Origin of the sequence: Arthrobacter rhombi, from assembly GCF_039526245.1 — a bacterium.
GTDB lineage: Bacteria > Actinomycetota > Actinomycetes > Actinomycetales > Micrococcaceae > Arthrobacter_H > Arthrobacter_H rhombi.
Map to the genome: position 1 here is coordinate 189,317 of NZ_BAAAIV010000011.1, position 24,450 is coordinate 213,766.

The window sequence follows — 24,450 nt, forward strand, 5'->3', positions numbered from 1 at the left end:
TTGAAGTGCCGCCGGAACGGTGGCCTGCTGGTCATCGGCCGGGTGCTGCACCATGCCATGGATACGCCTCGACACGTTCACGGTGCGTGGATGGGGGAATACGCGGACGACGCCGAACGGGGACGCACGTCCCCGGAGTTGCTAGGGTCGACAAGTGAATAATCTAACGACGGTTGCCGGACCGCAGACTGCCTCCGGCCAAGAACTGGTGGACGGCTTCGTCCGGGTGCGCGGTGCCCGGGAGAACAATCTGGTGGATGTCGACGTGGATGTGCCGCGCGACGCCATCGTCGCGTTCACCGGGGTGTCAGGATCGGGCAAGTCCTCCCTGGCCTTCGGCACCATCTTCGCCGAGGCGCAACGCCGCTTCCTCGAATCCGTCGCCCCCTACGCCCGCCGGCTGATCCAGCAGGGAAACACCCCGAAGGTCGAATCCATCACGGGCCTTCCCCCGGCGGTGGCCCTGCAGCAACGCCGCGGCACCCCGAGCTCGCGCTCGAGCGTGGGCACCCTGACGACGCTGTCGAACTCGCTGCGCATGCTCTATTCGCGGGCCGGCAGCTATCCCGAGGGTGCCACGCGTCTGGATTCGGACTCGTTCTCACCGAATACCGCCGTCGGTGCCTGTCCGGTCTGCCACGGGCTCGGCGTCTCCCACACGGTCACCGAGCAGACGCTGGTGCCCAACCCCGACCTGTCCATCCGCGAGGGCGCGGTGGCTGCCTGGCCCGGTGCGTGGCAGGGCAAGAACCTGCGGGACGTCTCCGTCGAACTGGGCTACGACATCGACGCACCCTGGCGGACGCTGCCGCAGAAGGACCGCGACTGGCTGCTGTTCACCGACGAGCAGCCGGTGGTCCAGGTCCGGCCGCTAAGGGACCGGGTGGAAAAGCCCTACAAGGGCCGCTTCTGGAGCGCGAAGCGCCACGTGATGCACACACTGTCCGACTCGAAGTCAGCCACCATGCGCGAACGCGTCCTCGGCTTCATGGTCTCCGGCCCCTGCGCCGAATGCGGAGGCACCGGCCTGACCGCTGGGGCGCTCGCCGTCACCTTCGCCGGGAGGACCATTTCCGAGGTGAACCGGCTGCCGCTGGGGGACCTCGCGGCGTTGCTGGAGCCCACCGCGGCCCTCGCGGAGGCGGAGTATGAATCCGGTGCGACGCCGTCGTCCGGGTCCTGGGGTGAACGCAGCGAGGTCGCCGTCACCATCGCCGCCGACCTGCTGGAACGGATCGGCGTCCTCATCGGGCTGGGGCTGGGCTACCTGAGCCTGGACCGGGGGACCACCACACTGTCCCCCGGGGAGATGCAGCGACTGCGCATCGCCACCCAGCTGCGCTCGGGCCTGTTCGGGGTCGTCTACGTCCTGGACGAGCCCTCGGCCGGCCTGCACCCGGCCGACGCCGAACCGTTGCTGGCCGTGCTCGAGGAGCTCAAATCCGGGGGCAACTCCGTGTTCGTGGTCGAGCACAACATGGACGTGGTCCGGCGGGCCGACTGGATCGTCGACGTCGGCCCGCGCGCCGGAGAAGGCGGGGGAGAGGTCCTCTATTCCGGCGCCGTCGACGGACTGGCGGACGTCTCCGGTTCGCTGACCCGCTCCTACCTGTTCGACGACGGCGACCGCCCGCGGCTGGCCTCGACCGGGCGGACGGCAACGGGGCAGCTGGAGCTGACCGGCATCACCATGCACAACCTCGAGGACCTCGACGCGCGGATTCCGCTCGGCGTGCTCACCGCCGTCACCGGGGTCTCCGGTTCCGGGAAGTCGACGCTAGTCAGCCGCGTGCTCGCCGACGCCGTCGGGCAACTGGTGCGCACCCCGGTCACCGACACCGAGGACGACGACGATGCCTCCACCGCAGGCGAGTCACCCCAGGTGCGGGCCATCCGGGGGGCCGAGGACATCGGCCGGCTGGTCAAGGTCGACCAGAAGCCGATCGGGCGCACTCCGCGCTCCAACCTGGCCACCTACACCGGGCTCTTCGATGCGGTCCGCAAGACCTACGCCGCCACCGATGAGGCGAAGGCACGCGGCTACGGGGCCGGACGCTTTTCCTTCAACGTCGCCGGCGGTCGCTGTGAGAACTGCCAGGGCGAGGGGTTCATCGCCGTCGAGCTCCTGTTCCTGCCGGGCAGTTACGGGCCGTGCCCGGTCTGCCACGGCACCCGCTACAACCCTGAGACCCTGGAGATCACCTACCAGGGCCGCAACATCGCCGAGGTGCTGGCGCTCAGCGTGGACGAGGCTGCCGGTTTCCTGGCCGACGTCCCCGCCGCGGCCAGGAGCCTGGAGACGCTGCGGCAGGTGGGCCTGGGCTATCTGCGGCTGGGCCAGCCGGCCACCGAACTGTCCGGCGGCGAGGCGCAGCGCATCAAGCTGGCCACCGAGCTGCAACGCGCCCGGCGCGGACACACGCTCTACCTGCTCGATGAGCCGACCACCGGCCTGCACCCCGCCGACGTGCAGTTGCTGCTGGCACAGCTGAACCGGCTGGTCGACGCCGGAAACACCGTGGTGGTGGTCGAACACGAGATGGACGTGGTCGCCGCGGCCGACTGGGTGATCGATCTGGGCCCTTCCGGCGGTGACGAGGGTGGCCGGATCATGGCCGAAGGAACCCCGGAACAGGTGGCTGCTGCAAACGATAGCCGGACGGCGCCGTACTTGTCTGCGCGACTGGGCCGCTGACCGTTCGTCTAGTGCCATAGCCAAATCTTGCCTAGAAAACTAGACTGGACTCATGGTGAAGCGTCGCGAGCTCATGAAACGGCTGGCTCGCATCGCACAGACCGTCGTTGCGCGCCACAGCGAAATAAACGAGATCACCGCGCGGGCGATTCTGAAGCAAATCGAGGAAGAGAAATGAGAATTACTGCCAAGGCCCTTCGGTCGCAAGGGTGGTGGGCTGTGGAAGTTCCCGAGGTGGTCGGGCTCCATACGCAGGTGAAACGTCTCGACCAAGTTCCGAAAATGGTGGCTGAGGCCGCCTCGCTCTTGACCGGCAAGCCCGAATCCGACTTCGACGTCGAGGTTCTTCCCGATTTGCCAGACGATTCGGAGCTTACCAAAGCTGTTGCCGAGTACGTGGCCAAGCAGATCAAGCTCCGCGAGCTCCAACGTGAAGTCCAAGGCGAGGCCCGTGCGGTGGCGACCGCACTACACGCCAAAGGCGTCACCTACCGTGAGATCGGCGCTGTATTGGGTGTCTCCCATCAGCGCGTGCACCAATTGGTTTCTTAGGGAATCGCGCGCCGAACTCTGTCACGCGGACATGAAGCGGGCAGCAGGTAGCGGGTTCGCCTCGCTATTGGTGCGGTTCTTCGGTCGGGTTCGAACCTGGCTCGGTTCCGCGCTTGTCGGTTGAATCATCGGCGTCCTCGGCCCCCGTGACGTCAGAATCCGGGGCCGCGGCGGCCTCATCGGCTTCGGGCTCGAACCCCGGGCGGTAGACCGAGGTCTCCAATTCACGATGGCGGATGCCCTGCACGATGAAGATGACCAGCCCCAGCGCGATCGCGGCGAACGAGGTCCACATGTTCGCGGGTACGCCGAGGAAGCCGTCCGAGGTGGGGTCGATGCGGATGGACTCGAGCCAACTACGGCCCATGCCGTACCAGATGAGGTAGAGGCCCAGGGTGCGGCCCCAGCGGGCGCGGATCTTGCGCTCGAGGAGCAGGATGATGGCCACACCGATGAGGTTCCAGACGATCTCGTAGAGGAACAACGGGTGGAACAGGGTGCCGATGGGGGCGTCGGCCGGGAACTTCGGGTTGGTCGACTCGATCTGCAGGCCCCAGGGCAACGTGGTCGGCAGGCCGAACAGCTCGTGGTTGAACCAGTTGCCCAACCGGCCGATGGCCTGGGCCACCAACATGGCCGGTGCCACCGCGTCGGCGAAGGACAGGAAGCGGACCCCGGCCCGCCGGCAGCCGATGTAGGCGCCGATCGCTCCACCGATCAGTGACCCGTACAAGGCGTTGCCGCCGTCCCAGATCTTGATGATGTCCCAGGGGTCGGCACCCGGGTAGAAGTAGTCCCCGATATGTGTGAACACATGGTAGAAACGCGCTCCGACCAGCCCCAGTGGAACGCACCAGAGGACCACGTCGAGCACGATCTCCGGGTTGCCGCCCCGGCGGGCCAGGCGCTTCTGCGTGATCACGATGGCCGCGACGATGCCGGCCAGGATGCACAGGGCATACGTGTGGATCGTCAGCGGCCCCAGATGGATCTGGGACAGGACGGGATCGGGGCTGGGAATGCTGGCGGGAAGGTACATCGGGACCCTACGTCTCAGGGGGTGTTGTCAGGTTCGATCATGCCATTCTTTGGGCCAGCGGGAGGAACCCCCGAAACGGCGCGGCCCGTTGACCTCAGGAATAGGCCCACGCATGCGGTGGTTGTCGACGTCATGAAGGTCATCGGAGTCTCAGCGTTCGGAGGGCCAGACGCCCTCGCCATCCACGACGTCCCCGAGCCGCATGCCGGCCCCGGACAGGTGCGGATCAAGGTCCGCGCCGTGGCGGTGAGCCCTACCGACACCTTGGTGCGCTCGGGCAGCAACGCCCAGGTTGCCCGTGCCAAGAAGTCCCCCTACGTTCCGGGCATGGACGCCGCCGGCACCATCGATGAAGTCGGGGAGGGTGTGGATTTCGAGATCGGTGACGAGGTCATGGCCATGGCCCTGCCGGCGGGCGAGCATGGCGGCGCCTATGTATCGCACCTGGTGGCCGACGTCGATTCGATCGCCTACACCCCGGCCGGGACCGAGCTCGAGACCGCCTCGACGCTGCCCATGAACGGGCTCACCGCGCTGCAGGTGCTGCGGCGCTTGGATCTGCAGCCGGGCCAGGTCCTGGCCGTCACCGGCGCCGCCGGGACGCTCGGCGGCTATACGGTCGAACTTGCCAAACACTTCGGGCTGACAGTGGTCGCAGACTTTGCCGAGAAGGACCGTCGGATCGTCGAGGCCCTCAAGCCTGACCACATGGTCCCGCGCGGCGAGAGCGTCGCGCAGCACATCCGCCGCCTCTACCCCGAGGGCGTCGACGGCATGCTGGATGGTGCAGTGCAGAACAAGCTCGGGCTGCCAGCCGTGAAGGATGGCGGGGGATTTGCCACCGTGCGGTATTGGGAGGGCTCCAGCGAACGGGGCATCACCATCCACCGGGTGTCCGTCGGCGAGGACTACCACGCGGACGGGAAGCTCGACCAGCTGCGCGAACTCGTCGAGGAAGGTGTGCTGACGCCGAACGTGGCCGATATCCTGCCGGCAGAACGCGCCGCCGAGGCCCACACCCTGCTGGAGGGCGGGGGAGTGCGTGGGCGCCTGGTGCTGGTCTTCGACTGATTATTGGCGCAGGCACCGAGTCATGTCAGCAGAGCAGCGGGGCCACGACTAGGGTCAACGAGCTGCCAGCTCGATCGCACGTGCGCTTCCCTGCGGGTGGAGGCATGCACGGGTAGGCGCTGGTGGCTGGCAGGTAGGCTCATTTTCCATGGCGTTGGGACGGGACTACCGGAAACTTTGGCTGGGCAATGCAGCAGCCAATTTTGGAGATGGAATCAGTTTCGTCGCCATTCCGCTACTGGCCACGGCATTGACCACCGATCCGTTGTTGATTGCCGGATTATCCATGGTGTATTCCGCCGTAAGGTTTCTGACTGTTCTGCCGGTGGGCGTCCTCGTTGATCGATGGGACCGCAAGGTCATTCTCTGGATTTCCAATCTAGGGAGGGGCGTCCTGCTGGCAGTACTAGCGGTGACGCTGGCTGCACATGTGGGGTCGATTCTGGCCCTATATGTGGTGTTCGCGGCGCTGGGCGTCTTGGAAACCGCGGCTGACAATGCCGCACTGTCGATACTTCCCTCCTTGGTGGACACCCCTGATCTGGACAGGGCGAATAGCCAGATTGCTGCCACCCAGCTGGTGGCGGACGAATTTATCGGGCCGCCGCTCGGCGGACTGATGTTCGCAGTGGCCCTTTCGTTGCCCATAGCTGTGACGGCGGGAGCATATGCGGCAGCTGCCGTGCTCTTCATGTCAGTGGCAGGAACCTTCCGCGTCCGGCAACGCCGCGGGAGGGCGCGTTCCCTGGTTGGAGATGTCCGCGAAGGAGCAGCCTGGCTGGGCGGCCATGCGCTGTTGCGTTCGCTGGCGGTCATTAGCGGGTTGGCCAGCGTCGGCTACATGATGCCGTTTTCGATCCTGGTCCTCTTCGCACAGGACATATTGGGGTTGGACTCCGTCGGCTACGGCGTCTTGCTGGCGGCTTCGGCCATCGGCGGTCTGCTCGGTACCGTCATTGCGGGTCCGGTTCGCCGAAAGGTCGGATACCCAGCGGTAGGGGCGGGGAGCCTCCTCCTGGGAGCACTGAGCCTGCTGATGATCGCGTTGACCTCAACAGCGTGGATAGCAGGCATCTTCTTGGCGACGTACATCATGCATGCCGTTCTCTTCAGTGTCTGTGTGGCGTCGTTGCGTCAGCGGCTGGTCCCCGAGGCCCTGCGGGGACGCGTCAATTCCGTGTCCAAGCTCTTTGGACTGGCGGGGTTGGCCGTGGGAGCTGGGCTGGGCGGAGCGCTCGCGAGTGGACTTGGCCTCGCTGCCCCCTTTTGCGCCGGATCAGCGGTATTTGTCGTGTGTGCCATCATCGCGTGGCCGAATCTGCAGAAGTGGCAGCAGTCGTCGGCCCATTAGGGGTAGCCGAACTCGTCCACCGAGGGACGTGGGACTGGTGTGCCGTTCGTTCCTGTGCTGCCGTCATTTCCCTTGCTTTGAGTCCCACCGGGCACAATGGGGGAGTGCCCTCCCTGACCCACCACACCCCGCCGTCCGGTGGCAGCCGTGCCTTTGACCTGGCCTCGATCGGTGCCGGGCTCGTCTTCTCCGCATCGTTGCCGGACCTCCGGACCGCCCTCGAGGACCGGGCCCCCGCGGGCACCGCAGTAGTGCAGGCACCGCCGGGCACCGGCAAGACCACCCTGGTTCCACCGCTGGTGGCCAACCTGGCCGGCCGGGTCATCGTCACGCAGCCGCGCCGGGTGGCCGCCCGCGCCGCGGCCCGCCGCCTGGCCCAGCTCGACGGCAGCCGCCTCGGCGAGCGCGTCGGCTACACGGTCCGCGGCGAACATGTCGCAGGCCCCGGCACCCTGGTGGAATTCGTGACGCCGGGCATCCTGTTGCGCCGGTTGCTCGCGGATCCCGCGTTGGAGGGCATCGGCGCGGTCATCATCGACGAAGTCCACGAACGCGCGCTGGATACCGATCTGCTGCTGGGCCTGCTCGGTGAAGTCCACGAACTGCGCGGCGATCTGGCCTTCCTGGCCATGTCGGCGACCCTCGACGCCCCGCGGTTTGCAGCACTGATCGGGCAGTACGACGGCGAGGGGCCGGCTCCCGTCGTCGACTGCCCGTCCGCACTGCATCCGTTGGACACCCGGTGGGAGCCGTCCCCGGTGCCCCGGCTGGATGAACGCGGCGTGACCCGGGGTTTCCTGGACCACGTGGCCGCCGCGGCCGTGGCCGCACATCGCCACGCCCTCGCCGCGGACCCCGGCACCGACGCACTGGTCTTCGCCCCCGGTGCCTGGGAAGTGGGGCACATTGCCTCCACCCTGCGTCGGCAGCTGGCCGGAACCGCCACCGAGGTCCTGGAACTGCACGGCCAGGTCGACGCTGCCATCCAGGACCGGGCCGTCTCCGGTCGCGAACCGGGGGACCCGGCCCGCATCATCGTGTCCACCTCACTGGCCGAGTCCTCACTGACCGTCCCCGGAGTCCGCCTGGTCATCGACTCCGGCCTGGCCCGCGAACCCCGACGCGACGCCACCCGCGGCATGACAGGGCTCGTCACCGTCTCCGCGTCCCGCGCGTCCTGCGATCAACGCGCCGGTCGCGCTGCACGCCAGGGACCCGGCACCGTGGTGCGCTGCTTCGACCAGCGGACCTTCGGAGCCGCCCCACCCCACCCCACCCCGGAGATCGCCGTGGCCGAACTGACCGGGGCTGCGCTGACCCTGGCCTGTTGGGGTGCACCCGGCGGGCGCGGGTTGAAGCTCCCGGAAAGCCCGCCACCTGCCACGCTGGACGACGCCCTCCACGTCCTGGCAGAACTCGGGGCCATCGACACCGGGGGCCTGGCCACCGAGCTGGGTCGGACACTCTCGGCAATCCCCGCAGAGCCACGGCTCGCCAGGGCGCTGATCGACGGCACTTCCTGGCTGGGACCCCGCCCCGGCAAACAGCGGCACCAGGCAGCCCGGCACGTCGCGGAGATCGTGGCCATGGTGGCCGGGGATGCCCGCGCCCCGGGAGCGGATCTGACCCGGCTGTTGGCCGACCTGCGCCGGGGGACTGATCCAGCGGCCAGGTCGTGGAAGCGCGAGTCGAAGCGTTTCGAAGGCATCGCCCTGTCCGCCAAGACCCCCGCCATGAAATCCCTGTCCGGAACCCGGCAGCTTCCCGGCCCGGCGGCCGAAGCGGGACTGGTGGTCGCCCTGGCCTTCCCCGATCGGGTCGCCCGGCGCGTGGGGACCGGCGCGCAGCAGAGCTACCTGCTCGCCTCCGGAACCCGCGCCGGTCTGCCGGCGGGGTCCCACCTCTCCGGGCACGAATGGCTCGCCATCGCCGACGTTTCCCGCGCTACGGGACGGAACACTGCGGGAACCGGAGCCGTCATCCGCAGCGCCGCACCCATCGATGAAGACGTGGCCCAGGCAGCTGCGGCGCACCTGCTGACCGACCAGGTGGAAGCGCGGTTCGCCTCAGGACGGGTGGTGGCCCGCCGCGAACGCCGGATCGGGGCCATCGTCCTGGGATCGACGCCGGTCCGGGCCTCGGTCAAGAGCGCCCGGGCCGCCGTGGCCGTGGCACTGGAACGTGATGGCCTGCAGGTCATTGGATTCTCGACCGGGGCCGACGCGCTGCGCCGCCGCATGGCGTTGCTGCACCGCGAATTCGAGGCGCCCTGGCCGGACGTCTCCGAGCCCGCCCTGCTGGCGCGGTTGGATGACTGGCTCTCCCCGGAACTGGACCGGTTGGCCGGTGGCACGCAGGCCGGATCCATCGACCTGGCAGATCCGCTCCGCCGGTTGTTTCCCTGGCCCGAAGCGTCCCGGTTCGGCGAACTGGCTCCGGAGCGGCTGCAGGTCCCCAGCGGATCCCACGTGAGGATCGACTACCCGGAGGTCGGCGAGGAGGGCGGTAGACCGGTCGTGGCCGTGAAGCTGCAGGAATGCTTCGGCTGGACGGAGACACCTCGGCTGGCCGACGGCCGGGTGCCGGTGCTGTTCCACTTGCTGTCACCGGGGCGCCACCCGTTGGCGGTGACCGATGATCTGGCCTCCTTCTGGGCCGGCCCCTATGCCCAGGTGCGTGCCGAGATGCGCGGACGCTACCCGAAGCATCCCTGGCCCGAGGACCCGTGGAGCGTTCCGGCCACCGCCAAGACCAACCGCAGGCTGGCCGAGGGGCGGTAGGCGGGCACCGTCCAATCCGTACGCACGGCCCGCACCGAATGAACTATCAGGGCGTGCCGTGCCGCGATGGGGGAGGCATGGCACGCTCCGCCGTGGCCCACGCCAACGAACGGTTACCGGAAGATGTCCGCCCGCACGCCCATGATGATCTGGTCGCCCTTGTTCGCGCTCTTCACGTATTTCACCAGCTGCGGGTAGCCGATGGCGATGCAGCCCCAGGTCGGCACCACATGGGTGTGCAGGAAGATCGCGAAGCCCGCTCCCTGCTTGATCCGCGAGTCCGGAGGCCGGTTGTAGTTGATGACCACCGCCTGGCGGTAGTCCCCGGCCTTCATGATCTTGTAGAGGTTCTCGTCCGGCCAGCGCCGGTGCGAGGCCGACTTGTCCAGGTAGTACTTGTTGTAGGAGGATCCGGCGGTGCCCGACCAGCGGGACTTGGAATTGAGCTTGCGGTAGGACAGCTTCGTGCCCGGGTTGCCCGAGCCGAAGGCCTCGGTCACCGAGAACATGCCCTGGGGCGACCACCGGTTGCCGGTGTGCCCGGAAGCGACTCCTGGTTTCTTGAATCCGCGCAGCCCGACAGTTGCCGCAGTCTGCCATTCCTTCTTCCACGTCGACCCGGACTTCACGCAATGCGTGAAGGTCGCCCGGTAGCTGCCGTAGGACTCGGCGATCGCGAAGGACACCCGCTTGGCCTTGCCCGGGTTGTACCTGGTCTTCTGCTGGTTCAGGGCGGTGCACGGGTTGGCGAACTTGACCGGCTTCACCGTCACGGTCTTCAGGTAGCCCGAATGCACCCACCCGGTCTTCCCCGACGCCTTGACCTGCCACCACTTCCCGGACTTCTTGCCGGTCGGGACCACGGTGGTCCCCTTTTTCAGCACACCGAGCGATCGGTATCCGGTGCCGGCACCGGTGCGGATGTTCAGGTTGGCCGTGGTGACCGTTTTCCGCGTCGTCTTCGCCGCCGCTGGCAGCGCTGCGGGGAGCAGAGACGACGCCGGTGCCACCCGGGCAGGCAGGGTGGTTCCCGCCGTAGTGCCGGTGGACACGACGGGTGCGGCGGAGGCCGGCGCGACGCCCCACCCGGCCGCGATGATGCCCAGGGCCATTCCCGCCACGGTCAGGGTCGAAGGTCTTTTTGTCAGGTGCATGGACTTTTTGTACCACAGGTTGTCGTGTCCGCCTAGAGGTGCCTCGCGGCCCCCTCGCCCGGGCCCACAGCCGGGGCTTGCGGTGGGCACAGCCTCCCCACGGAATGGGTCCATAGGCTCTGTGTCACCACACCACCCAACGAAGGAATTTCCCCATGGACCCTCTGCATGACGGCCGCCCCCTGCCCCGCCCCGACGAGGACCTCGACGACCAGGGTCTGGGGTTCGACGTCGGCACGCTGCTGCACCGACGGCGGATCCTGCAGGCCTTCGGGGTCGGCGCCATGTCCCTGGGCCTGGCCGCCTGTTCCGGCGCCTTCGGCTCATCCGGTTCCACCGCCGGCGCAGCTTCCTCCACCTCGGACGGCGAGATTCCGGACGAGACCGCCGGCCCCTACCCCGGGGATGGGTCCAACGGCCCGGACGTGCTGGAGGAATCGGGGATCGTGCGCAGCGACATCCGTTCCAGCTTCGGTGACGCCTCGGGGACTGCTCCCGGCATCCCCATGACGTTGACGCTGAACCTCAAGGACCTGGCCAACGGAGGCAGCGCCTTCGCCGGGGTCGCCGTCTACGTCTGGCACTGCGACCGCGACGGCAAGTACTCGATGTACTCCCAGGGGATCGAGGATGAGAACTACCTGCGTGGCGTGCAGATCGCCGATGCCTCGGGCAGCGTGAAGTACACCAGTATCTTCCCGGCTTGCTACTCGGGCCGGTGGCCGCATATCCACTTCGAGGTCTACCCGGACCGCAACGGCATCGAGGACAGCACCAACGCGATCGCCACCTCCCAGGTGGCCCTGCCGAAGGATGTCTGCGACGCGGTCTACGCCACCAGTGGCTACTCCGCGTCGGTGAAGAATCTCGCAGCAGTCACCCTGTCCAGCGACAACGTCTTCGGGGACGACGGCGGTGCCAGCCAACTCGGGCAGGTCACGGGGAGCATCAAGGACGGCTACCAGGTCTCGCTCACCGTGGGTGTGGACACCGCGACCCAGCCCACCGGCGGGTCCATGCCCGGCGGCGGGGGAGCGCCCGGCGAAGGGGGAGCACCGCCCAGCGGCGGTCCCGATGGCGGCGGCACCCCACCGAGCGGTGCTCCGGGGGAATCGCCACAGGGGTAGCGCAGGCATCCGCATCGCGCCGGGATGCTGGCAGAATGCAACCATGACTGGACTCCTCGCGGTGATCGTGATCGGGCTCGTAGCCATCGCCGGGGCGACCCTCATCGGCCCGCGCCTGGGGATCGCCTCGCCGCTGGTGCTGGTGGCGATCGGAGTCGCGGCCAGCTTCCTGCCGATGTTCGGCGCCGTGGAGATCGAACCCGAATGGATCCTTGAAGGCGTGCTGCCGCCGCTGCTGTATTCCGCAGCCGTGTCCATGCCGACGATGAACTTCCGCCGGGAGTTCGGGGCGATCAGCGGCCTGTCGGTGGTTCTCGTGGTGGCCAGCGCCCTGGTGCTCGGGCTGTTCTTCATGGCGGTCCTCCCTGATCTCGGCTTTGCCTGGGGCGTCGCGTTGGGGGCCATCGTCAGCCCCACCGACGCCGTGGCGACGTCGATCGTCAAGCAGACCCCGGTCTCGAAACGGGTCGTCGCCATGCTCGACGGCGAGAGCCTGCTCAATGACGCGACGGCACTGGTGGTCCTGCGCACCGCGATCGTCGCGACGGCGGCTTCCTTCTCGTTCTGGGGTGCTGTCGGCACCTTCGCGTACTCGGTGGTCGTGGCGATGCTCATCGGTGGACTGGCCGGCTGGCTGAACCTCGCCGTGCGCCAACGCGTATCCGACCCGACAGTGAACACCGTGATCTCCTTCGTGGTGCCGTTCCTGGCGGCCGTACCCGCCGAGTTGCTGGGCGCCTCGGGCCTGGTGGCCGCCGTGGTGGCGGGACTGGTCACCGGAATCCGTGCGCCGCGGGAGCTCTCGCCGCAAAACCGCCTCTCCGACGCCCAGAACTGGCGCATGGTCGAGCTGGTGCTCGAGGGGGCCGTCTTCCTGACCATGGGGTTGCAGATCAGGTCCATCGTGCAGCACGTGGAGCAGGACCATGCGGGAGTGGGCGTCGCGGTGCTGATTGCCGCCGGCGCCCTGGTGCTGACGATCCTGGTACGTGCAGCCTACGTCGTGCCACTGCTGGGCAGCCTCTCGCGCCGCGCCCATCGCGGGGCCAAGCTGCAGGGACGGCTGGAAGGCATGCACGAGAAGTTGAGCTCGCCGGAAGAGGGGCAGAACGCAGTGGCCGAGTCCACTGCACGTTCCCGGCGCACGTTGAGCGAACGAGACCGGCAGCGTTTCACCGTCCGGATCACCCGATCCCTGGCCGACATCGACTACTTCCTCCGCGCACCGCTGGGCTGGCGGGAGGGTACCGCCGTGGTGTGGGCCGGCATGCGCGGCGCAGTGACGGTGGCCGCGGCGCAGACGCTTCCGGAAGACACTCCGATGCGATCCGTGCTGGTCCTGATCGCCTTCGCAGTCGCCCTGATGTCGTTGCTGCTCCAGGGCGGCACCATAGGGTTGCTGCTGCGCCGCATCATGCCCCCGTCCGGCGACAAGTCCGGAGAGGCCCAGTCGCAGGCCGAACAGGAGCGGCTCCTGGACCTCATGCGAGAACGTGCCGGTGCCGTCCAGGAACCGGAAACAGGGGAAGGAGCCACCCGCCGCGAACTCTTCGAGGCTGCGAAGCGCCATCAAGTTGCCGTCATTGAAGCCCAAAGGTCCACGCTGCTGGACGCCCGCGACGAGGGGACCTTCGACGCCGATGTCCTGGAAGACGCCTTGGCGAACCTTGACGCGGCACAGGTGGCCATCGAGATGCGCGGCAAGCTGTCCTCCTAGCGGACTCCGGCGGGAGGGCGGGTGTCCCGCCGACGGTAGGCTGGCTCGGTGGATCCCCAAATCGTTGCCGTCGCCGCCGGGCTGGTGCTCATCGGCGCCGTGGCCCAACGCGTGGCCGGGCTGGGGTTCGCCATGCTGGCTTCCCCGTTCCTGGTCCTGTTGCTGGGTCCGCACGATGGCGTCCTGCTGGTGAACATCTGCGGTGTCGTCTCCTCGGTGCTCATCACCCCACGGGTCTGGAGGGACATCAACTGGTCGGCCTTCCGGTGGCTCACCGCGTTCAGCGTGGTGGGATCCGTCGGTGGGGCCATCATCGCATCACGGATGGAATCCTCACTGCTCTCACTCGTGGTCGGGATCGTGGTGCTGATCGCCCTGTTGCTGTCACTGGGCCTGTCGAAGGCGAATGCCCACATCAGCGGGCCAGCACCCCGCGCCGTTGCGGGTGCACTCTCCGGCCTGACGAACGCGATGGCCGGGGTCGGTGGCCCCGCGGTCAGCGCCTACGCAGTGCTCTCGCGGTGGCCGCAGCGCTCCTTTGCCGCCACCATGCAGCCGTTCTTTGCGGTGATCGGGTTTGTCACCGTCGTCTCCAAGGCCATCGTGGCGCCGGAACAGCAACTGATCCTGCCGTGGTGGGTGTGGGGGCTGTTCGTGCTGGCCATCGCCATCGGCATCTTCGGTGGCGAACGGCTCCAACGGTTCGTGAAGGACCACCACGCACGGATGTTCATCCTGGCCATCGCGTTCGCCGGTGCGGTCGCCGCCGTGGCCAAGGGATGGATCGGCTTGGCGTGAGGGACCGCCAGGTCAGTGCCGGATGGCGACCACGACCGTGTCCTCCAACGTGGCACGTTCGCCGTCGGGGCCCTGGGCCTCGCGTGACCTGATCTCCGCCGTCGTGATCTCCCACGCCGTCTCATCCAGATCCAGGGCCGCCAGCTCATCCTCGGGCGACGGGAAGTCCGCCGGTCCGTGGTGGTGGTTGCCGGCCCAGGAGGGGGCGCTCGCGTGGGAGACCACGACGAGCATCCCGCCGGGGGCCACGGCTGCCGCCGCCTGGCGCAGGATCTGGGCCCGGGGCAGGGGGATGTTGGAGGCCAGGAAGCAGGCGGACACCAGATCGTACGTCCCCGCGGGGAAGTCGCGTGCGAGGTCGACGTGGAGCCAGAGGACGTCGTCTTCGCCCATGCCTCGTGCCGTTGATTCCTCCTGGGCGCGCGCCAATGCCGTTTCCGAGATGTCGACGCCGGTCACCATCCACCCGGCCTCGGCCAGCCAGAGCGAGTCACCCCCCTCGCCGCATCCCAGGTCGAGGGCGTGGCCCGGCTTGACCCACTCGACCTCGTCCACCAGGGCGCGGTTGGCGGAGCCGCTCCAGATCCTGGTGCGCTCGCCGTAGCGGGCATCCCAGAACGCCTGGGCATCGACGGCCGTGCCGTCGTCGTCGTGTTGATGGTGGTCGTGATGGTGTTCCACCGTGTCCTCGAGCCGTTCGCTCATGCTGCGTCAACTCGATCGGTGGCCAGTTCGAAGTCCTCGGTCACCAGGTCCATGTTGACCATGCTGCCAGCCATCGTGCCCGCTGACATGCTGATCGGCACATTGGCCATGGGGTTGGTGATGTTGCCGGCGGCGAAGATGCGGGTGTTGCTGGTCTTGCCCGTGAAGTCGGCGTGGATGAAGCTGCCGACGGGGAGATCGTCTCGATCGAGTCCCAAGCCGTCGAGGTAGGCATCGTTCGGGTGCAGTTCACCGGCGGTGAAGATGGCGTCGAGTGCCACGTGTTCCCCGTCGTCCAGTCGCACTCCAGTGAGGGCACCGGCGTCGTTCCTGGTCACTTCGAGGACGCGCCGTGGTTCGATCACGACATCGCGAGAACCGAGCGTCCGGGCGACCGTGTCCTCGACGGGGCCGGCGTCGGCGCTGAGGAAGACGACGTCGTCGCTCCATTGCCGCAGCAGATGCGCCTGGTGCAGACCCATGGGGGAGGTGGCGAGCACACCGATGCGCTGGCCCCTGACCTCCCAGCCGTGGCAGTAGGGGCAGTGCAGCACGTCGCGGCCCCACCCCTCGGCCAGGCCGGGGATGGCTGGGAGATCGTCCCGGACGCCGGTGGCGGCGATGAGCCGGCGGGCGGTCAGCGTGGAGCCGTCGATGGTGGTCACTGCGACGCCGCTGGCGGTTTCGGTGACCGTGGTCGCTCCGGCGGTGCTGAACTGCACGCCGTAGGCCTCGGCCTCGGCGCGTCCACGGGCCAGGAAATCCCGGGGACTCAAGCCGTCGCCGCCCAGGACGCCGTGCATGTGGGCGGCGAAGCGGTTGCGGGGGCTGCCAGTATCGAGCACCAGGACGCTGCGCAGGGACCGGCCGAGCATTTGTGCGGCGCTGAGTCCTGCAGCGCCGGCGCCGATGATGATGACGTCGAAGTCGTGTGTGGTTTCCATGCTCCAACTATGGATCCCGTGATGCTAAACTTGCAATTATCTTTGCGGAAACAGCAAGTTAGGGGAGTGGGATGAAGGACGCGGTACTCGAACAGATCGGGCCCCGGCTGCGGGCGGCCCGGGTCAAGCAGGACCGGACGCTGGAGGACCTGGCGACGAAGGCGGGGATGTCGATCTCCACGCTCTCCCGCTTGGAATCGGGAAAGCGGCAGGCCAGCCTGGAGCTGCTGCTGCCACTGACCCGTGAGCTGCGCATCAGCATCGATGACCTCATTCCCGCCGAGGTGCCCGACCCGCGGGTCCGGCCCGTGAAAATGACGCATCACGGCATCCGTACGCTCAAGCTCTCGCCGCCGAACTCGCCGACCCAGACCTTCCGCATGACCTACCCCGGCCGCAAAACCCTGCCGGAACAGCGCGTGCATGACGGCTACGACTGGGTCTATGTCCTCTCGGGGCAGTTGCGCCTGCTGCTCGGGGATCGTGATCTGGTGCTGGGTCCCGGCGAGGCCGCGGAGTTCGATACCCGGGTGCCGCATGCCATGGGATCGGCCGACGGCAAGCCGGTCGACGTGCTGAGCATCTTCGGCTCCGACGGAGAGCGCATCCATACGCGGACCTCCGACACTGCGTGAGGGCGGCTGGGCCGGGGCGCCCACCGCCTGAGACGCCGGGGAACCCCAGGGGCGATAATGGAGTGTCGTTCCCGCACCGGGAACGCGACGACGACACACGACGGGAGCCGGGAACATGGCCGAACGGTATGTGAAGATCTGCGGACTGCGCACGCCCGAGATGGTCGCCGCGGCGGTCGAGGCCGGGGCCGATGCCGTTGGATTCATCTTTGCCCCCGGCAGCGCCCGGACCGTCGAGGCCTCCACGGTCCGCGGCCTGGTGGTCGCAGTTCCCGACACCGTGGAAACGGTGGCCGTCTTCCGCAACCAGCCGATCGCCGTCGTGCTGGAGACCGCGCGTGAGGCGGGGGTGAGCACCGTGCAATTGCATGGCGACGAGCCGTTGGAGGATATCCGACAGCTCCAGGACGCAGGGTTCCGCACGTTGCGGGCCTTCTCCGCACAGGCGTTCACCGCCCTGGACGACGCCGGGCGCGCCGCCTGGTCGGGGGAGCGGCTGCTGCTGGACGCCGTCGATCCCGGTGCCGGCCGGACCTTCGATCCAGCGGTGTTGGCCGATCGTGCGCCGCAGGGATTTTGGTTGCTGGCCGGTGGGCTGGACCCGGCCAACGTCGCGGCCCTGCTGGGGGCCTCCGGGGCCAGCGGCGCCGACGTCTCCAGCGGTGTCGAATCAAGCCGCGGGGTCAAGGATGCGGGGTTGATCGGCTCGTTCATCCGTGCCGCCCGGGGCGCCACCGACTGAGTCTTCGCCCGAGCGCCCGGCGGAGGCGGATGGTCAGCCGGCGTGTGGTTTAGCGCATGGCGTCGTTAAGGTTCACCCGTTAGTGTCGGGGAAGTTCATCGAAGACCACGACTGGGCCGTTGGAACTCCGGGCAGCGACTGCACGGGCCGGCGGCTGATGGCAACCACGGGAAGCCCCCGTCTGCCTGTGCCCCCACCCCCTCAAGGAATTCCAGGTGCCCATGACCACCCTCACGCTTGGCATAGCCGCCGATCCCGGCCTGCCGTTGATCCTGTCCCGCCGGCTGCGCGATCGGCTGTCCCATGCCCTGGAATCCCGGATGGGGGAGGGCCTCGAATGGGACGTCCAGGTCGAGGACCTGTCGATGCCCATCGACGACGACGGTGTGGTGGAACTCAGCGCCAACTCCCGCGCCGTGCGCAAGGAACGCGGGTGGGACTACGTCATCTACGTGACCGATCTGCCCAAGTATGTCGATGGTGAACCCCTGGTCTCCAGCGTGAACACCAGGTACGGCTCCGCCATGGTGGTGCTGCCGACCCTGGGCCTGGTGCACCCCCGTCGCCTCGGTCGTGTCCTGGTGGCCCTGGCCGACTCCCTGCACACCGGGAAATCGCCCGATCCCGAGTCCACGGACGATTCATTGCTGCGCCGGACCTTCTCGGTGGATGACGACCTGGAGGACGAGGAATCGCACGATGCCGTGGAAACGGTCAAGGGGTTCCTGGGGCGCGTGGCCATGCAGGCGGGGATGGTGCGCAGCAACCGGCCCTTCCGGCTGGTGCCCAAGTTGTCCTCGGCGATGGCCGCCGCTTCCGCGACGGGGGCGTTTGGCATCTTCTACACGAGCATCTGGTCGATGGCCGACTACCTGCGCACCCCGCGGTTGTTGGCGATCGGTTTGCTGTCCCTCACCGTCATGACCCTCTGGCTGATCTTCTCCCACGGCCTGTTGGAACGACCCCAGGGCGCCAAGAAACGCGAACGCCGTGTCACCTACAACCTGGCTACCGTGCTGACCATCTTGTTGGCCGTGGCCGCGATGTTCGTGTTCCTGTTCGCCTTCATCCTCCTCGGTGGCCTGGTGGTCATCAACGTCGACTACATGTCGGACCAGCTCGGTCATCCGGCGGGTTTCCCCGAATATCTGAACCTGGCCTGGTTGTCAGCATCGATGGGCATCATCGCCGGTGCCGTCGGGTCGGGACTCTCCGACGCGGATGCGGTCCGCAAGGCCACCTTCAGCAACCGCGAGTACCTGCGCCGCCAGATCACCCTCGACGGCCCCGCCGGGGCTGCGGAGACGGCCGAAGCGGCCGCCGGGGCCGCCGTGGAGGATTCGGCGATCGCCGATGACGCTGCGGACTCCGCTACCCAGGATGCCGAAACCAGTGCCCAGGCGGCGGAACGTGCCGATGCCGCCGCGCAGGAGGCGCACCGGGCGAAGGAGGCAGCCGCCGACCCGGCGTCGAAGGAGGACGACGTGTCGCCGCGCCGCTAGATCGGCCGGCACGGCGCCCGCCTTCGGACGGCGTGGACCACCGGATCCCGGGCGCAGGGTCTTGCCCGCCAAACAATTTGCAGATAGCGTGCAAATTGTTCCCGGTCGGACGGCCGGAACGCCCCCACAGGACAGGACGGCATCGTGGACCACGGCCAGGCCAGCAGCGACTACTTCCGGCTCGACGACGAACTCAGCGCCGACGAGATCACCTTGCGCGACAGGATCCGTGCCTTCGTCGACACTGACATCCTGCCGATCATCAACGACTACTGGGAACGCGCCGAATTCCCCCACGAGCTGCGCCCCGGACTGGCGAAGCTGGGCATCATCGGCGGCACCATCACCGGCCACGGCTGCCCCGGGCTGAGCCGCCGCGCCGCGGGAATCGTCTCCCGGGAGATCGCCCGCGGCGACGGGTCGATCAACACCTACATCGGCGTTCACTCCTCGCTCTGCATGGGCACCATCGACATGCTCGGCAGCGACGAACAGCGCGCCCGCCTGCTTCCTGACATGGCCACCCTGGAACGCACCGGTGCCTTCGCACTGACCGAACCGGACCACGGGTCCGACTCGGTCGCCCTGGAGACCAGCGCCCGCCGCGACGGCAACGACTGGGTCCTCAACGGCCACAAACGCTGGATCGGCAACGGTGACGCCGCCGACGTCGTGGTCATCTTCGCCCGCGACACGGAGGACGGCCACGTCAAGGGTTTCATTCTGGAAAAGGACGACGCCGGGAAGCACCCGTCCGGCTACCAGCCCACCGTGATCACCGGGAAGATGGGCAAGCGCGCCATCTTGCAGTCGGACATCGTCATCGAGGAACTGCGCATCCCGGAGGCCAACCGGCTGGCGAACTGCAACTCCTTCCACGACGTCTCCACGGTGCTCACCGCCACCCGTGGCGGCGCCGCCTGGGAAGCCGTCGGGCACGCCATGGCCGCCTACGAGATCGCCGCGGCCTACGCCGCCGAGCGCATCCAGTTCGGCAAGCCCATCGCCAGCTACCAGCTGGTCCAGAACAAGCTGGCGAACATGCTCGCCGAACTGACGGCCATGCAACTGATGTGCGACCGCATGTCGGAACTCGCCGACACCGGACGGCTGACCGGCCCCATGGCCTCGATGGTCAAGATGTCCACCGCGCAGAAGGCCAAATGGATCTGCAGCGAGGCCCGGGACATGCTCGCCGGCAACGGGGTGCTCATCGAACGCCACATCGCCCGGCATCTGACCGACATGGACATCGTCAGCACCTACGAGGGCACCGACTCCATCCAATCGCTGCTCGTCGGCCGGGACATCACCGGCATCTCGGCGTTCAAGTAGATCGCAGGAAGGCCACCATGCCCACGACTGCACGCCCCGCCCCCCAGGCGGCCATCACGCTCCACGGCCCCGTCGCCCTCATCACCCTGACGGCGCCACCGGTCAACGCGCTGGGCCAAGCGGTCCGCCAGCTGCTGGCCAACGCCCTCGAGGAGGTCCGCGCGCACCCGGGCATCCGCGCCGTGGTCCTCACCGGCACCGACCGTGCCTTCTCCGCCGGTGCCGACATCACCGAATTCGGCGGCACCGCCACCAGCGGCATCACGCTGCCCGAACTCGTGGACCGCCTCGAGGACTTCCCGATCCCGGTCACCGCAGCCATCTCCGGCGTCGCCCTCGGCGGCGGACTCGAACTGGCCCTGGCCGCCCACACCCGCATCGCCCACCCCGACGCATCGCTGGGCCTGCCGGAGATCACCCTGGGCATCATCCCGGGCGCCGGCGGGACCGGCCGGCTCCCGCGCCTGGTCGGTACCGAACGCGCGGTGGAGATGATCCTCTCCGGCCGGCGCATCGACGCCGCCACGGCTGCCCAGTTCGGCCTGGTCGACGCGGTGCTCGACGGCGGTGACTTCGCCGGCGCGGCCGTCGCCTGGGCTGCCGGACGGCTCCCGGCGGACGGGGCCCTCGCGCCGGCACCAACCCGCACCCGGGACCGGGTCGAGGCGATCGCCGACGCGGCCGCCCAGCAGCCCGGCACCGTCGCCCAGCTGGCAGCCGGGCCTTTGCGCAAGGCCAAGGACCCGTATGCTGCGCGCGCCGCGGTCGCGGCCATCGCCGCTGGCATCGAGGACGGGTTCGACGCCGGATCCCGGCTGGAGCGCAGCCTCTTCCTCGAGCGCGTGGCCAGCCCCGAGGCTGCAGCCCAACGCCACCTCTTCGCCGCCGAACGCGCCACCCGCAAACCATCGGGAATCCAGGGCGCCCAGCCCCGCGACATCACCCGCGCCGCGGTCATCGGGGCCGGCACCATGGGCGGCGGCATCGCCCTGGCCCTGGCCACCGCCGGGGTGGAAGTGACCGTTGTCGACACCGGACAGGAGGCCCTGGACCGCGGCCTGGCCCAGGTGCGCAGGAACCTGGACGTCTCCGTCTCCCACGGCAGCCGCACGCAGGACGTTGCCGACGAGCAGTTCGGACGCATCACCGGCTCCCTCGACTACGCGGAGCTCGCCGACGCCGATCTGGTCATCGAGGCGGCCTTCGAGGACCTGGGCGTCAAGCAGGAGATCTTCACCCGGCTGGACGCCCATGCCCGCCCGGACGCGGTACTGGCCACCAACACCTCCTACCTCGACGTCGACGCGATCGCGGCCACGGTGAAGGATCCGGGCCGGGTGCTGGGCATGCACTTCTTCAGCCCCGCCAACATCATGGAACTCATCGAGGTCGTCCGCGGCGCCCGGACCACCCCGCAGACGTTGGCCACCGCGGTGGCCCTGGGCCGCCGGCTGGGGAAATGCCCCGTCGTCGTCGGGGTCTGCCACGGGTTCGTGGGCAACCGGATGCTCGAGGTCCGCGGGCGCCAAGCGGAGTCCCTGCTGCTGGAGGGCGCCCTGCCCGGTGAGGTCGACGACGCCCTGACCGGGTTCGGCTTCCGCATGGGCCCGTTCGCGATGGCCGACATGGCGGGCCTGGACATCGGCTGGCGCAACCGCCAGGCCGTCGGCGCCACGGCGCCGATCAGCGATGCCCTCTGCGAGGCAGGTCGCTTCGGGCAGAAGACGGGCTCCGGGTTCTTCGCCTACGACGGACGCGAGCGCTCCGATGATCCGCAGACCACCCGGATCATCGAACAGGTCTCCGCCGAACAGGGGATCGAGCGCCGGAGCATCGGCGCCGAGGAGATCCTCGAACGCCTGCTCTACCCGATGATCAACGAAGGCGCCCGGATCTTGGCCGAGGGCATTGCCGAGCGACCCGGGGACATCGACGTCATCTGGGTCAAGGGCTACAACTGGCCGGCCTACCGTGGCGGTCCCATGTTCCACGCCGACCAGCTCGGGCGCGCGCACGTGGCCGAGCGGTTGGCCCACTACGCCGAGTCCACCGGAGACCAGACCCTGCGACCGGTCGCCTGGCTCACCGATCCGGGGGAGACCGACACCGGGTCCATCCCCGGAACCGCCGGCACCCCATGAGCGGGGTCGACGGCCGCAGCGCCCGCGCCGGGCGCACCCGCACCCTGATCGTCGACGCGCACCTGGCCCTGATCGCCGACGGGGAGCTCAAACCCACGGCCCGCCAGGTCACCGAACGCGCCGGCGTTTCACCGCGCACCCTGTGGGGACACTTCGCCGACATGGAAGCCGTCATGGCCGCCTCGGCCCGCCGGCAGCTCGCCGGCCACGAGGCAGCGGCCGAGCCCGTGGATCCCACGGCGCCCCTGGCTCCGCGGTTGGAGGCCTTCGCCCGGCACCGGGCGCTGCTGCTTGAACGGGTGGCCCCGTTGGCCCGGGCCGCCGACGTGCAGCGTCCGTTCTCCCCGGTGCTCCAGCAGAACCTGCGCGACAACCTGGCCCGCATCCGCGCCGACGCCGAGGCCGCCTTCGCCACCGAGTTGCGGGAGCTGGATCCTGTTGAACGCGAGCGGCGCCTGGTGGCCGTGACCGTCGCCGCGGACTGGGCCAGCTGGCAGTTGCTCCGCCAGTACCTGGGGCATTCCGTCACCGAGGCCACCTCCGTGCTCCGCACCACGGTCGCCGGCATCCTCACGGCCCCCACCTGCCCCGACGTCCCGACTGGAGATCCCACATGACCGCATTGTCACTGGCCGCGATCCTGGAGGGATCGGCGCGCAAATACCCCACGAAGACCGCCGTCATCAGCGACGGCGAGGCCTACAGCTACGCCGGGCTGTGGCGGCAGGCGCTCGAACAGGCTTCCGCACTGCAGGCACGTGGAGTGCGCGCCGGAGACGTCGTGGCGATCATGAGCCCCAACGTGGTGGACTTCCCGCGTTCCTATTTCGCGGTGCTCGCAGCCGGCGCCGTGGTGGTGCCCGTGCACCTGCTGCTCACCGTCCCCGAAGTGGTGCACGTGCTGCGCGACAGCGGGGCGACCACGCTGATCTGCCACCCCTCGTTCCTGCCCGTGGGCAGTCCCGCGGCGCAGGAGCTGGGGCTGGACGTGCTCACCAGCAGCTGGCCCGCCGCAGGTGCGGCACCGGAAGGCGCACCGGTGGCCGAGCCGCTGGCCACGTATGTGACGCGCCAGGCCGAGGATCCCGCCGTCGTCTTCTACACCTCGGGAACCACCGGGCAACCCAAAGGGGCGATCCTGACCCAGGTCAACATGGTCATGAACGCCACCGTCTCGGCAGTCGACGCGAACGACGTCCACACCGAGGACATCGCGTTGGGCTGCCTGCCGCTGTTCCACGTGTTCGGCCAGACCGCCAGCATGAACGCCGTGTTCCGGCTCGGCGCCACCCTGGTGCTGCTGCCGCGCTTCTCCGGCGAGGCCGCGCTGCAGATGATCCGCGAGCAGCACGTCGACGTCTTCCACGGCGTGCCCACCATGTACCACCAGCTGCTCGCCGCCGCCGAGGGCCAGACCGATCTGCCGAAGCTGCGGCTGTGCGTCTCCGGCGGCGCGGCCCTGCCGCAGGCGGTGATGGAGCGCTTCAACACGGCGTTCGACGTCACCATCTACGAGGGGTACGGCCTCTCGGAGACCTCCCCGGTGGTCTCCACCAACAACCCGCACTCCGGGGTCAAACCCGGCACGGTGGGCCCGGCGATCTGGGGTGTGGACGTGATGGTCAACGACCGCAACACCCCCGGATCGCTGTCCCCGCTCCCACACGGGGAACTCGGGGAGATCCTGGTGCGCGGGCACAACGTCTTCGCCGGGTACCTCGGCAACGAAGCGGCCACCGCTGAGGCCATGATCGAGGGCTGGTTCCGCACCGGTGACCTGGGCACCCTGGACGACGACGGCTTCCTCACCATCGTGGACCGCACCAAGGACGTCATCATCCGCGGCGGCTTCAACGTCTACCCGCGCGAGGTTGAGGAGGTGCTGGCCCGCTGCCCGGGGATCGGGCAGGTGGCGGTCATCGGCGTCCCCGATGAGGAGCGCGGTGAGGAGGTGTGCGCCGTCGTCATCCGTGATCTGGAGCACGACGGCGCAGAGGTCACCCAGGACTCCATCATCGAGTGGTCGCGGGAGCGGCTGGCCAAGCACAAGTACCCGCGGATCGTGCGTTTCGTCGACGCGTTCCCGCTGGGCCCCAGCCACAAGATCCTCAAACGCGAACTGCGCCGGAGCGTGGCCGAGGGGTAAGCGGGAAACGCCGGGG

The 24,450-nt window shown here is 68.5% G+C and carries 20 protein-coding genes; 16 read left to right on the forward strand and 4 right to left on the reverse strand.

The genetic code is table 11. The features are described 5' to 3' along the window. Positions 1-154: 154 nt before the first annotated feature. From uvrA to ABD088_RS10290, 3 genes are read left to right on the forward strand one after another with little or no spacing between them, the layout of a single operon-like run. Positions 155-2,695 carry an excinuclease ABC subunit UvrA gene (gene uvrA, locus ABD088_RS10280; RefSeq protein WP_343901839.1) on the forward strand — a complete coding sequence of 847 codons (2,541 nt, stop codon included), beginning with the start codon at positions 155-157 and terminating at the stop codon, positions 2,693-2,695. Positions 2,696-2,747: 52 nt separating this feature from the next. Then, entirely contained in the window at positions 2,748-2,873 is a 126-nt protein-coding gene (locus ABD088_RS10285) for a hypothetical protein (protein ID WP_343901840.1), read from the forward strand. Further along, positions 2,870-3,247: a hypothetical protein gene (locus ABD088_RS10290; protein ID WP_343901841.1), complete on the forward strand. Its 378-nt coding sequence runs from the start codon at positions 2,870-2,872 to the stop codon at positions 3,245-3,247. The genes ABD088_RS10285 and ABD088_RS10290 overlap by 4 nt, the downstream gene beginning before the upstream one ends. 64 nt (positions 3,248-3,311) lie before the next feature. Here the strand turns inward: ABD088_RS10290 and lgt are convergent, their stop codons facing one another. Further along, complete coding sequence (lgt, locus tag ABD088_RS10295; RefSeq protein WP_343901842.1) at positions 3,312-4,286, reverse strand: prolipoprotein diacylglyceryl transferase; 975 nt, start codon at positions 4,284-4,286, stop codon at positions 3,312-3,314. A gap of 132 nt (positions 4,287-4,418) precedes the next feature. On the opposite strand from lgt, the gene ABD088_RS10300 reads away from it, so the two are divergent. The 3 genes from ABD088_RS10300 (at position 4,419) to hrpB (ending at position 9,488) form a co-directional block, all read left to right on the forward strand. After that, complete coding sequence (locus ABD088_RS10300; protein WP_343901843.1) at positions 4,419-5,357, forward strand: NADP-dependent oxidoreductase; 939 nt, start codon at positions 4,419-4,421, stop codon at positions 5,355-5,357. A gap of 148 nt (positions 5,358-5,505) precedes the next feature. After that, on the forward strand, positions 5,506-6,708 hold the full coding sequence (locus ABD088_RS10305) for an MFS transporter (RefSeq protein ID WP_343901844.1): 1,203 nt from the start codon (positions 5,506-5,508) through the stop codon (positions 6,706-6,708). Between the two features lie 104 nt (positions 6,709-6,812). Then, positions 6,813-9,488, forward strand: coding sequence for an ATP-dependent helicase HrpB (gene hrpB / locus ABD088_RS10310; RefSeq protein ID WP_343901845.1), 2,676 nt, complete (start codon positions 6,813-6,815; stop codon positions 9,486-9,488). 113 nt (positions 9,489-9,601) lie between these two features. On the opposite strand, the gene ABD088_RS10315 is transcribed toward hrpB, so the two are convergent. Continuing rightward, positions 9,602-10,642 (reverse strand): SH3 domain-containing protein, encoded by a 1,041-nt coding sequence (locus ABD088_RS10315; protein ID WP_343901846.1) that lies wholly within the window; start codon positions 10,640-10,642, stop codon positions 9,602-9,604. Between the two features lie 155 nt (positions 10,643-10,797). Here ABD088_RS10315 and ABD088_RS10320 point away from each other — a divergent pair, with 155 nt between their 5' ends. Genes ABD088_RS10320 through ABD088_RS10330 form a run of 3 tightly spaced genes read left to right on the forward strand, consistent with a single transcriptional unit; the run spans position 10,798 to position 14,284 of the window. Continuing rightward, complete coding sequence (locus tag ABD088_RS10320; RefSeq protein WP_343901847.1) at positions 10,798-11,769, forward strand: intradiol ring-cleavage dioxygenase; 972 nt, start codon at positions 10,798-10,800, stop codon at positions 11,767-11,769. A gap of 43 nt (positions 11,770-11,812) precedes the next feature. Further along, positions 11,813-13,486, forward strand: coding sequence for a cation:proton antiporter (locus ABD088_RS10325; protein ID WP_343901848.1), 1,674 nt, complete (start codon positions 11,813-11,815; stop codon positions 13,484-13,486). A 48-nt stretch (positions 13,487-13,534) separates the two neighbouring features. Beyond that, on the forward strand, positions 13,535-14,284 hold the full coding sequence (locus ABD088_RS10330) for a sulfite exporter TauE/SafE family protein (protein WP_343901849.1): 750 nt from the start codon (positions 13,535-13,537) through the stop codon (positions 14,282-14,284). 12 nt (positions 14,285-14,296) lie between these two features. Here the strand turns inward: ABD088_RS10330 and ABD088_RS10335 are convergent, their stop codons facing one another. Continuing rightward, positions 14,297-14,989 (reverse strand): class I SAM-dependent methyltransferase, encoded by a 693-nt coding sequence (locus ABD088_RS10335; protein WP_343901850.1) that lies wholly within the window; start codon positions 14,987-14,989, stop codon positions 14,297-14,299. After that, positions 14,986-15,933: an NAD(P)/FAD-dependent oxidoreductase gene (locus ABD088_RS10340; protein ID WP_343901851.1), complete on the reverse strand. Its 948-nt coding sequence runs from the start codon at positions 15,931-15,933 to the stop codon at positions 14,986-14,988. The genes ABD088_RS10335 and ABD088_RS10340 overlap by 4 nt, the downstream gene beginning before the upstream one ends. A gap of 71 nt (positions 15,934-16,004) precedes the next feature. On the opposite strand from ABD088_RS10340, the gene ABD088_RS10345 reads away from it, so the two are divergent. The 7 genes from ABD088_RS10345 to ABD088_RS10375 all read left to right on the forward strand — a co-directional run bounded on the left by ABD088_RS10345 (position 16,005) and on the right by ABD088_RS10375 (position 24,434). Continuing rightward, a complete protein-coding gene (locus ABD088_RS10345; RefSeq protein ID WP_343901852.1) occupies positions 16,005-16,568 on the forward strand; it encodes a helix-turn-helix domain-containing protein in 564 nt (187 codons plus the stop codon). Positions 16,569-16,683: 115 nt separating this feature from the next. Beyond that, complete coding sequence (locus ABD088_RS10350) at positions 16,684-17,310, forward strand: phosphoribosylanthranilate isomerase (RefSeq protein WP_343901853.1); 627 nt, start codon at positions 16,684-16,686, stop codon at positions 17,308-17,310. 221 nt (positions 17,311-17,531) lie between these two features. Further along, positions 17,532-18,812 carry a hypothetical protein gene (locus tag ABD088_RS10355; RefSeq protein WP_343901854.1) on the forward strand — a complete coding sequence of 427 codons (1,281 nt, stop codon included), beginning with the start codon at positions 17,532-17,534 and terminating at the stop codon, positions 18,810-18,812. Between the two features lie 144 nt (positions 18,813-18,956). Next, positions 18,957-20,147 (forward strand): acyl-CoA dehydrogenase family protein, encoded by a 1,191-nt coding sequence (locus ABD088_RS10360; protein ID WP_343901855.1) that lies wholly within the window; start codon positions 18,957-18,959, stop codon positions 20,145-20,147. A gap of 17 nt (positions 20,148-20,164) precedes the next feature. Then, positions 20,165-22,288, forward strand: coding sequence for a 3-hydroxyacyl-CoA dehydrogenase NAD-binding domain-containing protein (locus tag ABD088_RS10365; protein ID WP_343901856.1), 2,124 nt, complete (start codon positions 20,165-20,167; stop codon positions 22,286-22,288). Then, positions 22,285-22,905 carry a TetR/AcrR family transcriptional regulator gene (locus ABD088_RS10370; RefSeq protein ID WP_343901857.1) on the forward strand — a complete coding sequence of 207 codons (621 nt, stop codon included), beginning with the start codon at positions 22,285-22,287 and terminating at the stop codon, positions 22,903-22,905. Before ABD088_RS10365 ends, ABD088_RS10370 begins: the two co-directional genes overlap by 4 nt. Further along, entirely contained in the window at positions 22,902-24,434 is a 1,533-nt protein-coding gene (locus ABD088_RS10375) for a long-chain-fatty-acid--CoA ligase (RefSeq protein WP_343901858.1), read from the forward strand. Before ABD088_RS10370 ends, ABD088_RS10375 begins: the two co-directional genes overlap by 4 nt. The last annotated feature ends 16 nt before the right edge of the window (positions 24,435-24,450 follow it).

Bases quoted from the DNA above. Each gene is read 5' to 3' on its own strand.
- ABD088_RS10285 (WP_343901840.1), top strand. From the start codon at position 2,748: ATGGTGAAGCGTCGCGAGCTCATGAAACGGCTGGCTCGCATCGCACAG.
- ABD088_RS10290 (WP_343901841.1), top strand. From the start codon at position 2,870: ATGAGAATTACTGCCAAGGCCCTTCGGTCGCAAGGGTGGTGGGCTGTG.
- lgt (WP_343901842.1), bottom strand. From the start codon at position 4,286: ATGTACCTTCCCGCCAGCATTCCCAGCCCCGATCCCGTCCTGTCCCAG.
- ABD088_RS10300 (WP_343901843.1), top strand. From the start codon at position 4,419: ATGAAGGTCATCGGAGTCTCAGCGTTCGGAGGGCCAGACGCCCTCGCC.
- ABD088_RS10305 (WP_343901844.1), top strand. From the start codon at position 5,506: ATGGCGTTGGGACGGGACTACCGGAAACTTTGGCTGGGCAATGCAGCA.
- ABD088_RS10315 (WP_343901846.1), bottom strand. From the start codon at position 10,642: ATGCACCTGACAAAAAGACCTTCGACCCTGACCGTGGCGGGAATGGCC.
- ABD088_RS10320 (WP_343901847.1), top strand. From the start codon at position 10,798: ATGGACCCTCTGCATGACGGCCGCCCCCTGCCCCGCCCCGACGAGGAC.
- ABD088_RS10325 (WP_343901848.1), top strand. From the start codon at position 11,813: ATGACTGGACTCCTCGCGGTGATCGTGATCGGGCTCGTAGCCATCGCC.
- ABD088_RS10335 (WP_343901850.1), bottom strand. From the start codon at position 14,989: ATGAGCGAACGGCTCGAGGACACGGTGGAACACCATCACGACCACCAT.
- ABD088_RS10340 (WP_343901851.1), bottom strand. From the start codon at position 15,933: ATGGAAACCACACACGACTTCGACGTCATCATCATCGGCGCCGGCGCT.
- ABD088_RS10345 (WP_343901852.1), top strand. From the start codon at position 16,005: ATGAAGGACGCGGTACTCGAACAGATCGGGCCCCGGCTGCGGGCGGCC.
- ABD088_RS10350 (WP_343901853.1), top strand. From the start codon at position 16,684: ATGGCCGAACGGTATGTGAAGATCTGCGGACTGCGCACGCCCGAGATG.
- ABD088_RS10355 (WP_343901854.1), top strand. From the start codon at position 17,532: ATGACCACCCTCACGCTTGGCATAGCCGCCGATCCCGGCCTGCCGTTG.
- ABD088_RS10365 (WP_343901856.1), top strand. From the start codon at position 20,165: ATGCCCACGACTGCACGCCCCGCCCCCCAGGCGGCCATCACGCTCCAC.
- ABD088_RS10370 (WP_343901857.1), top strand. From the start codon at position 22,285: ATGAGCGGGGTCGACGGCCGCAGCGCCCGCGCCGGGCGCACCCGCACC.
- ABD088_RS10375 (WP_343901858.1), top strand. From the start codon at position 22,902: ATGACCGCATTGTCACTGGCCGCGATCCTGGAGGGATCGGCGCGCAAA.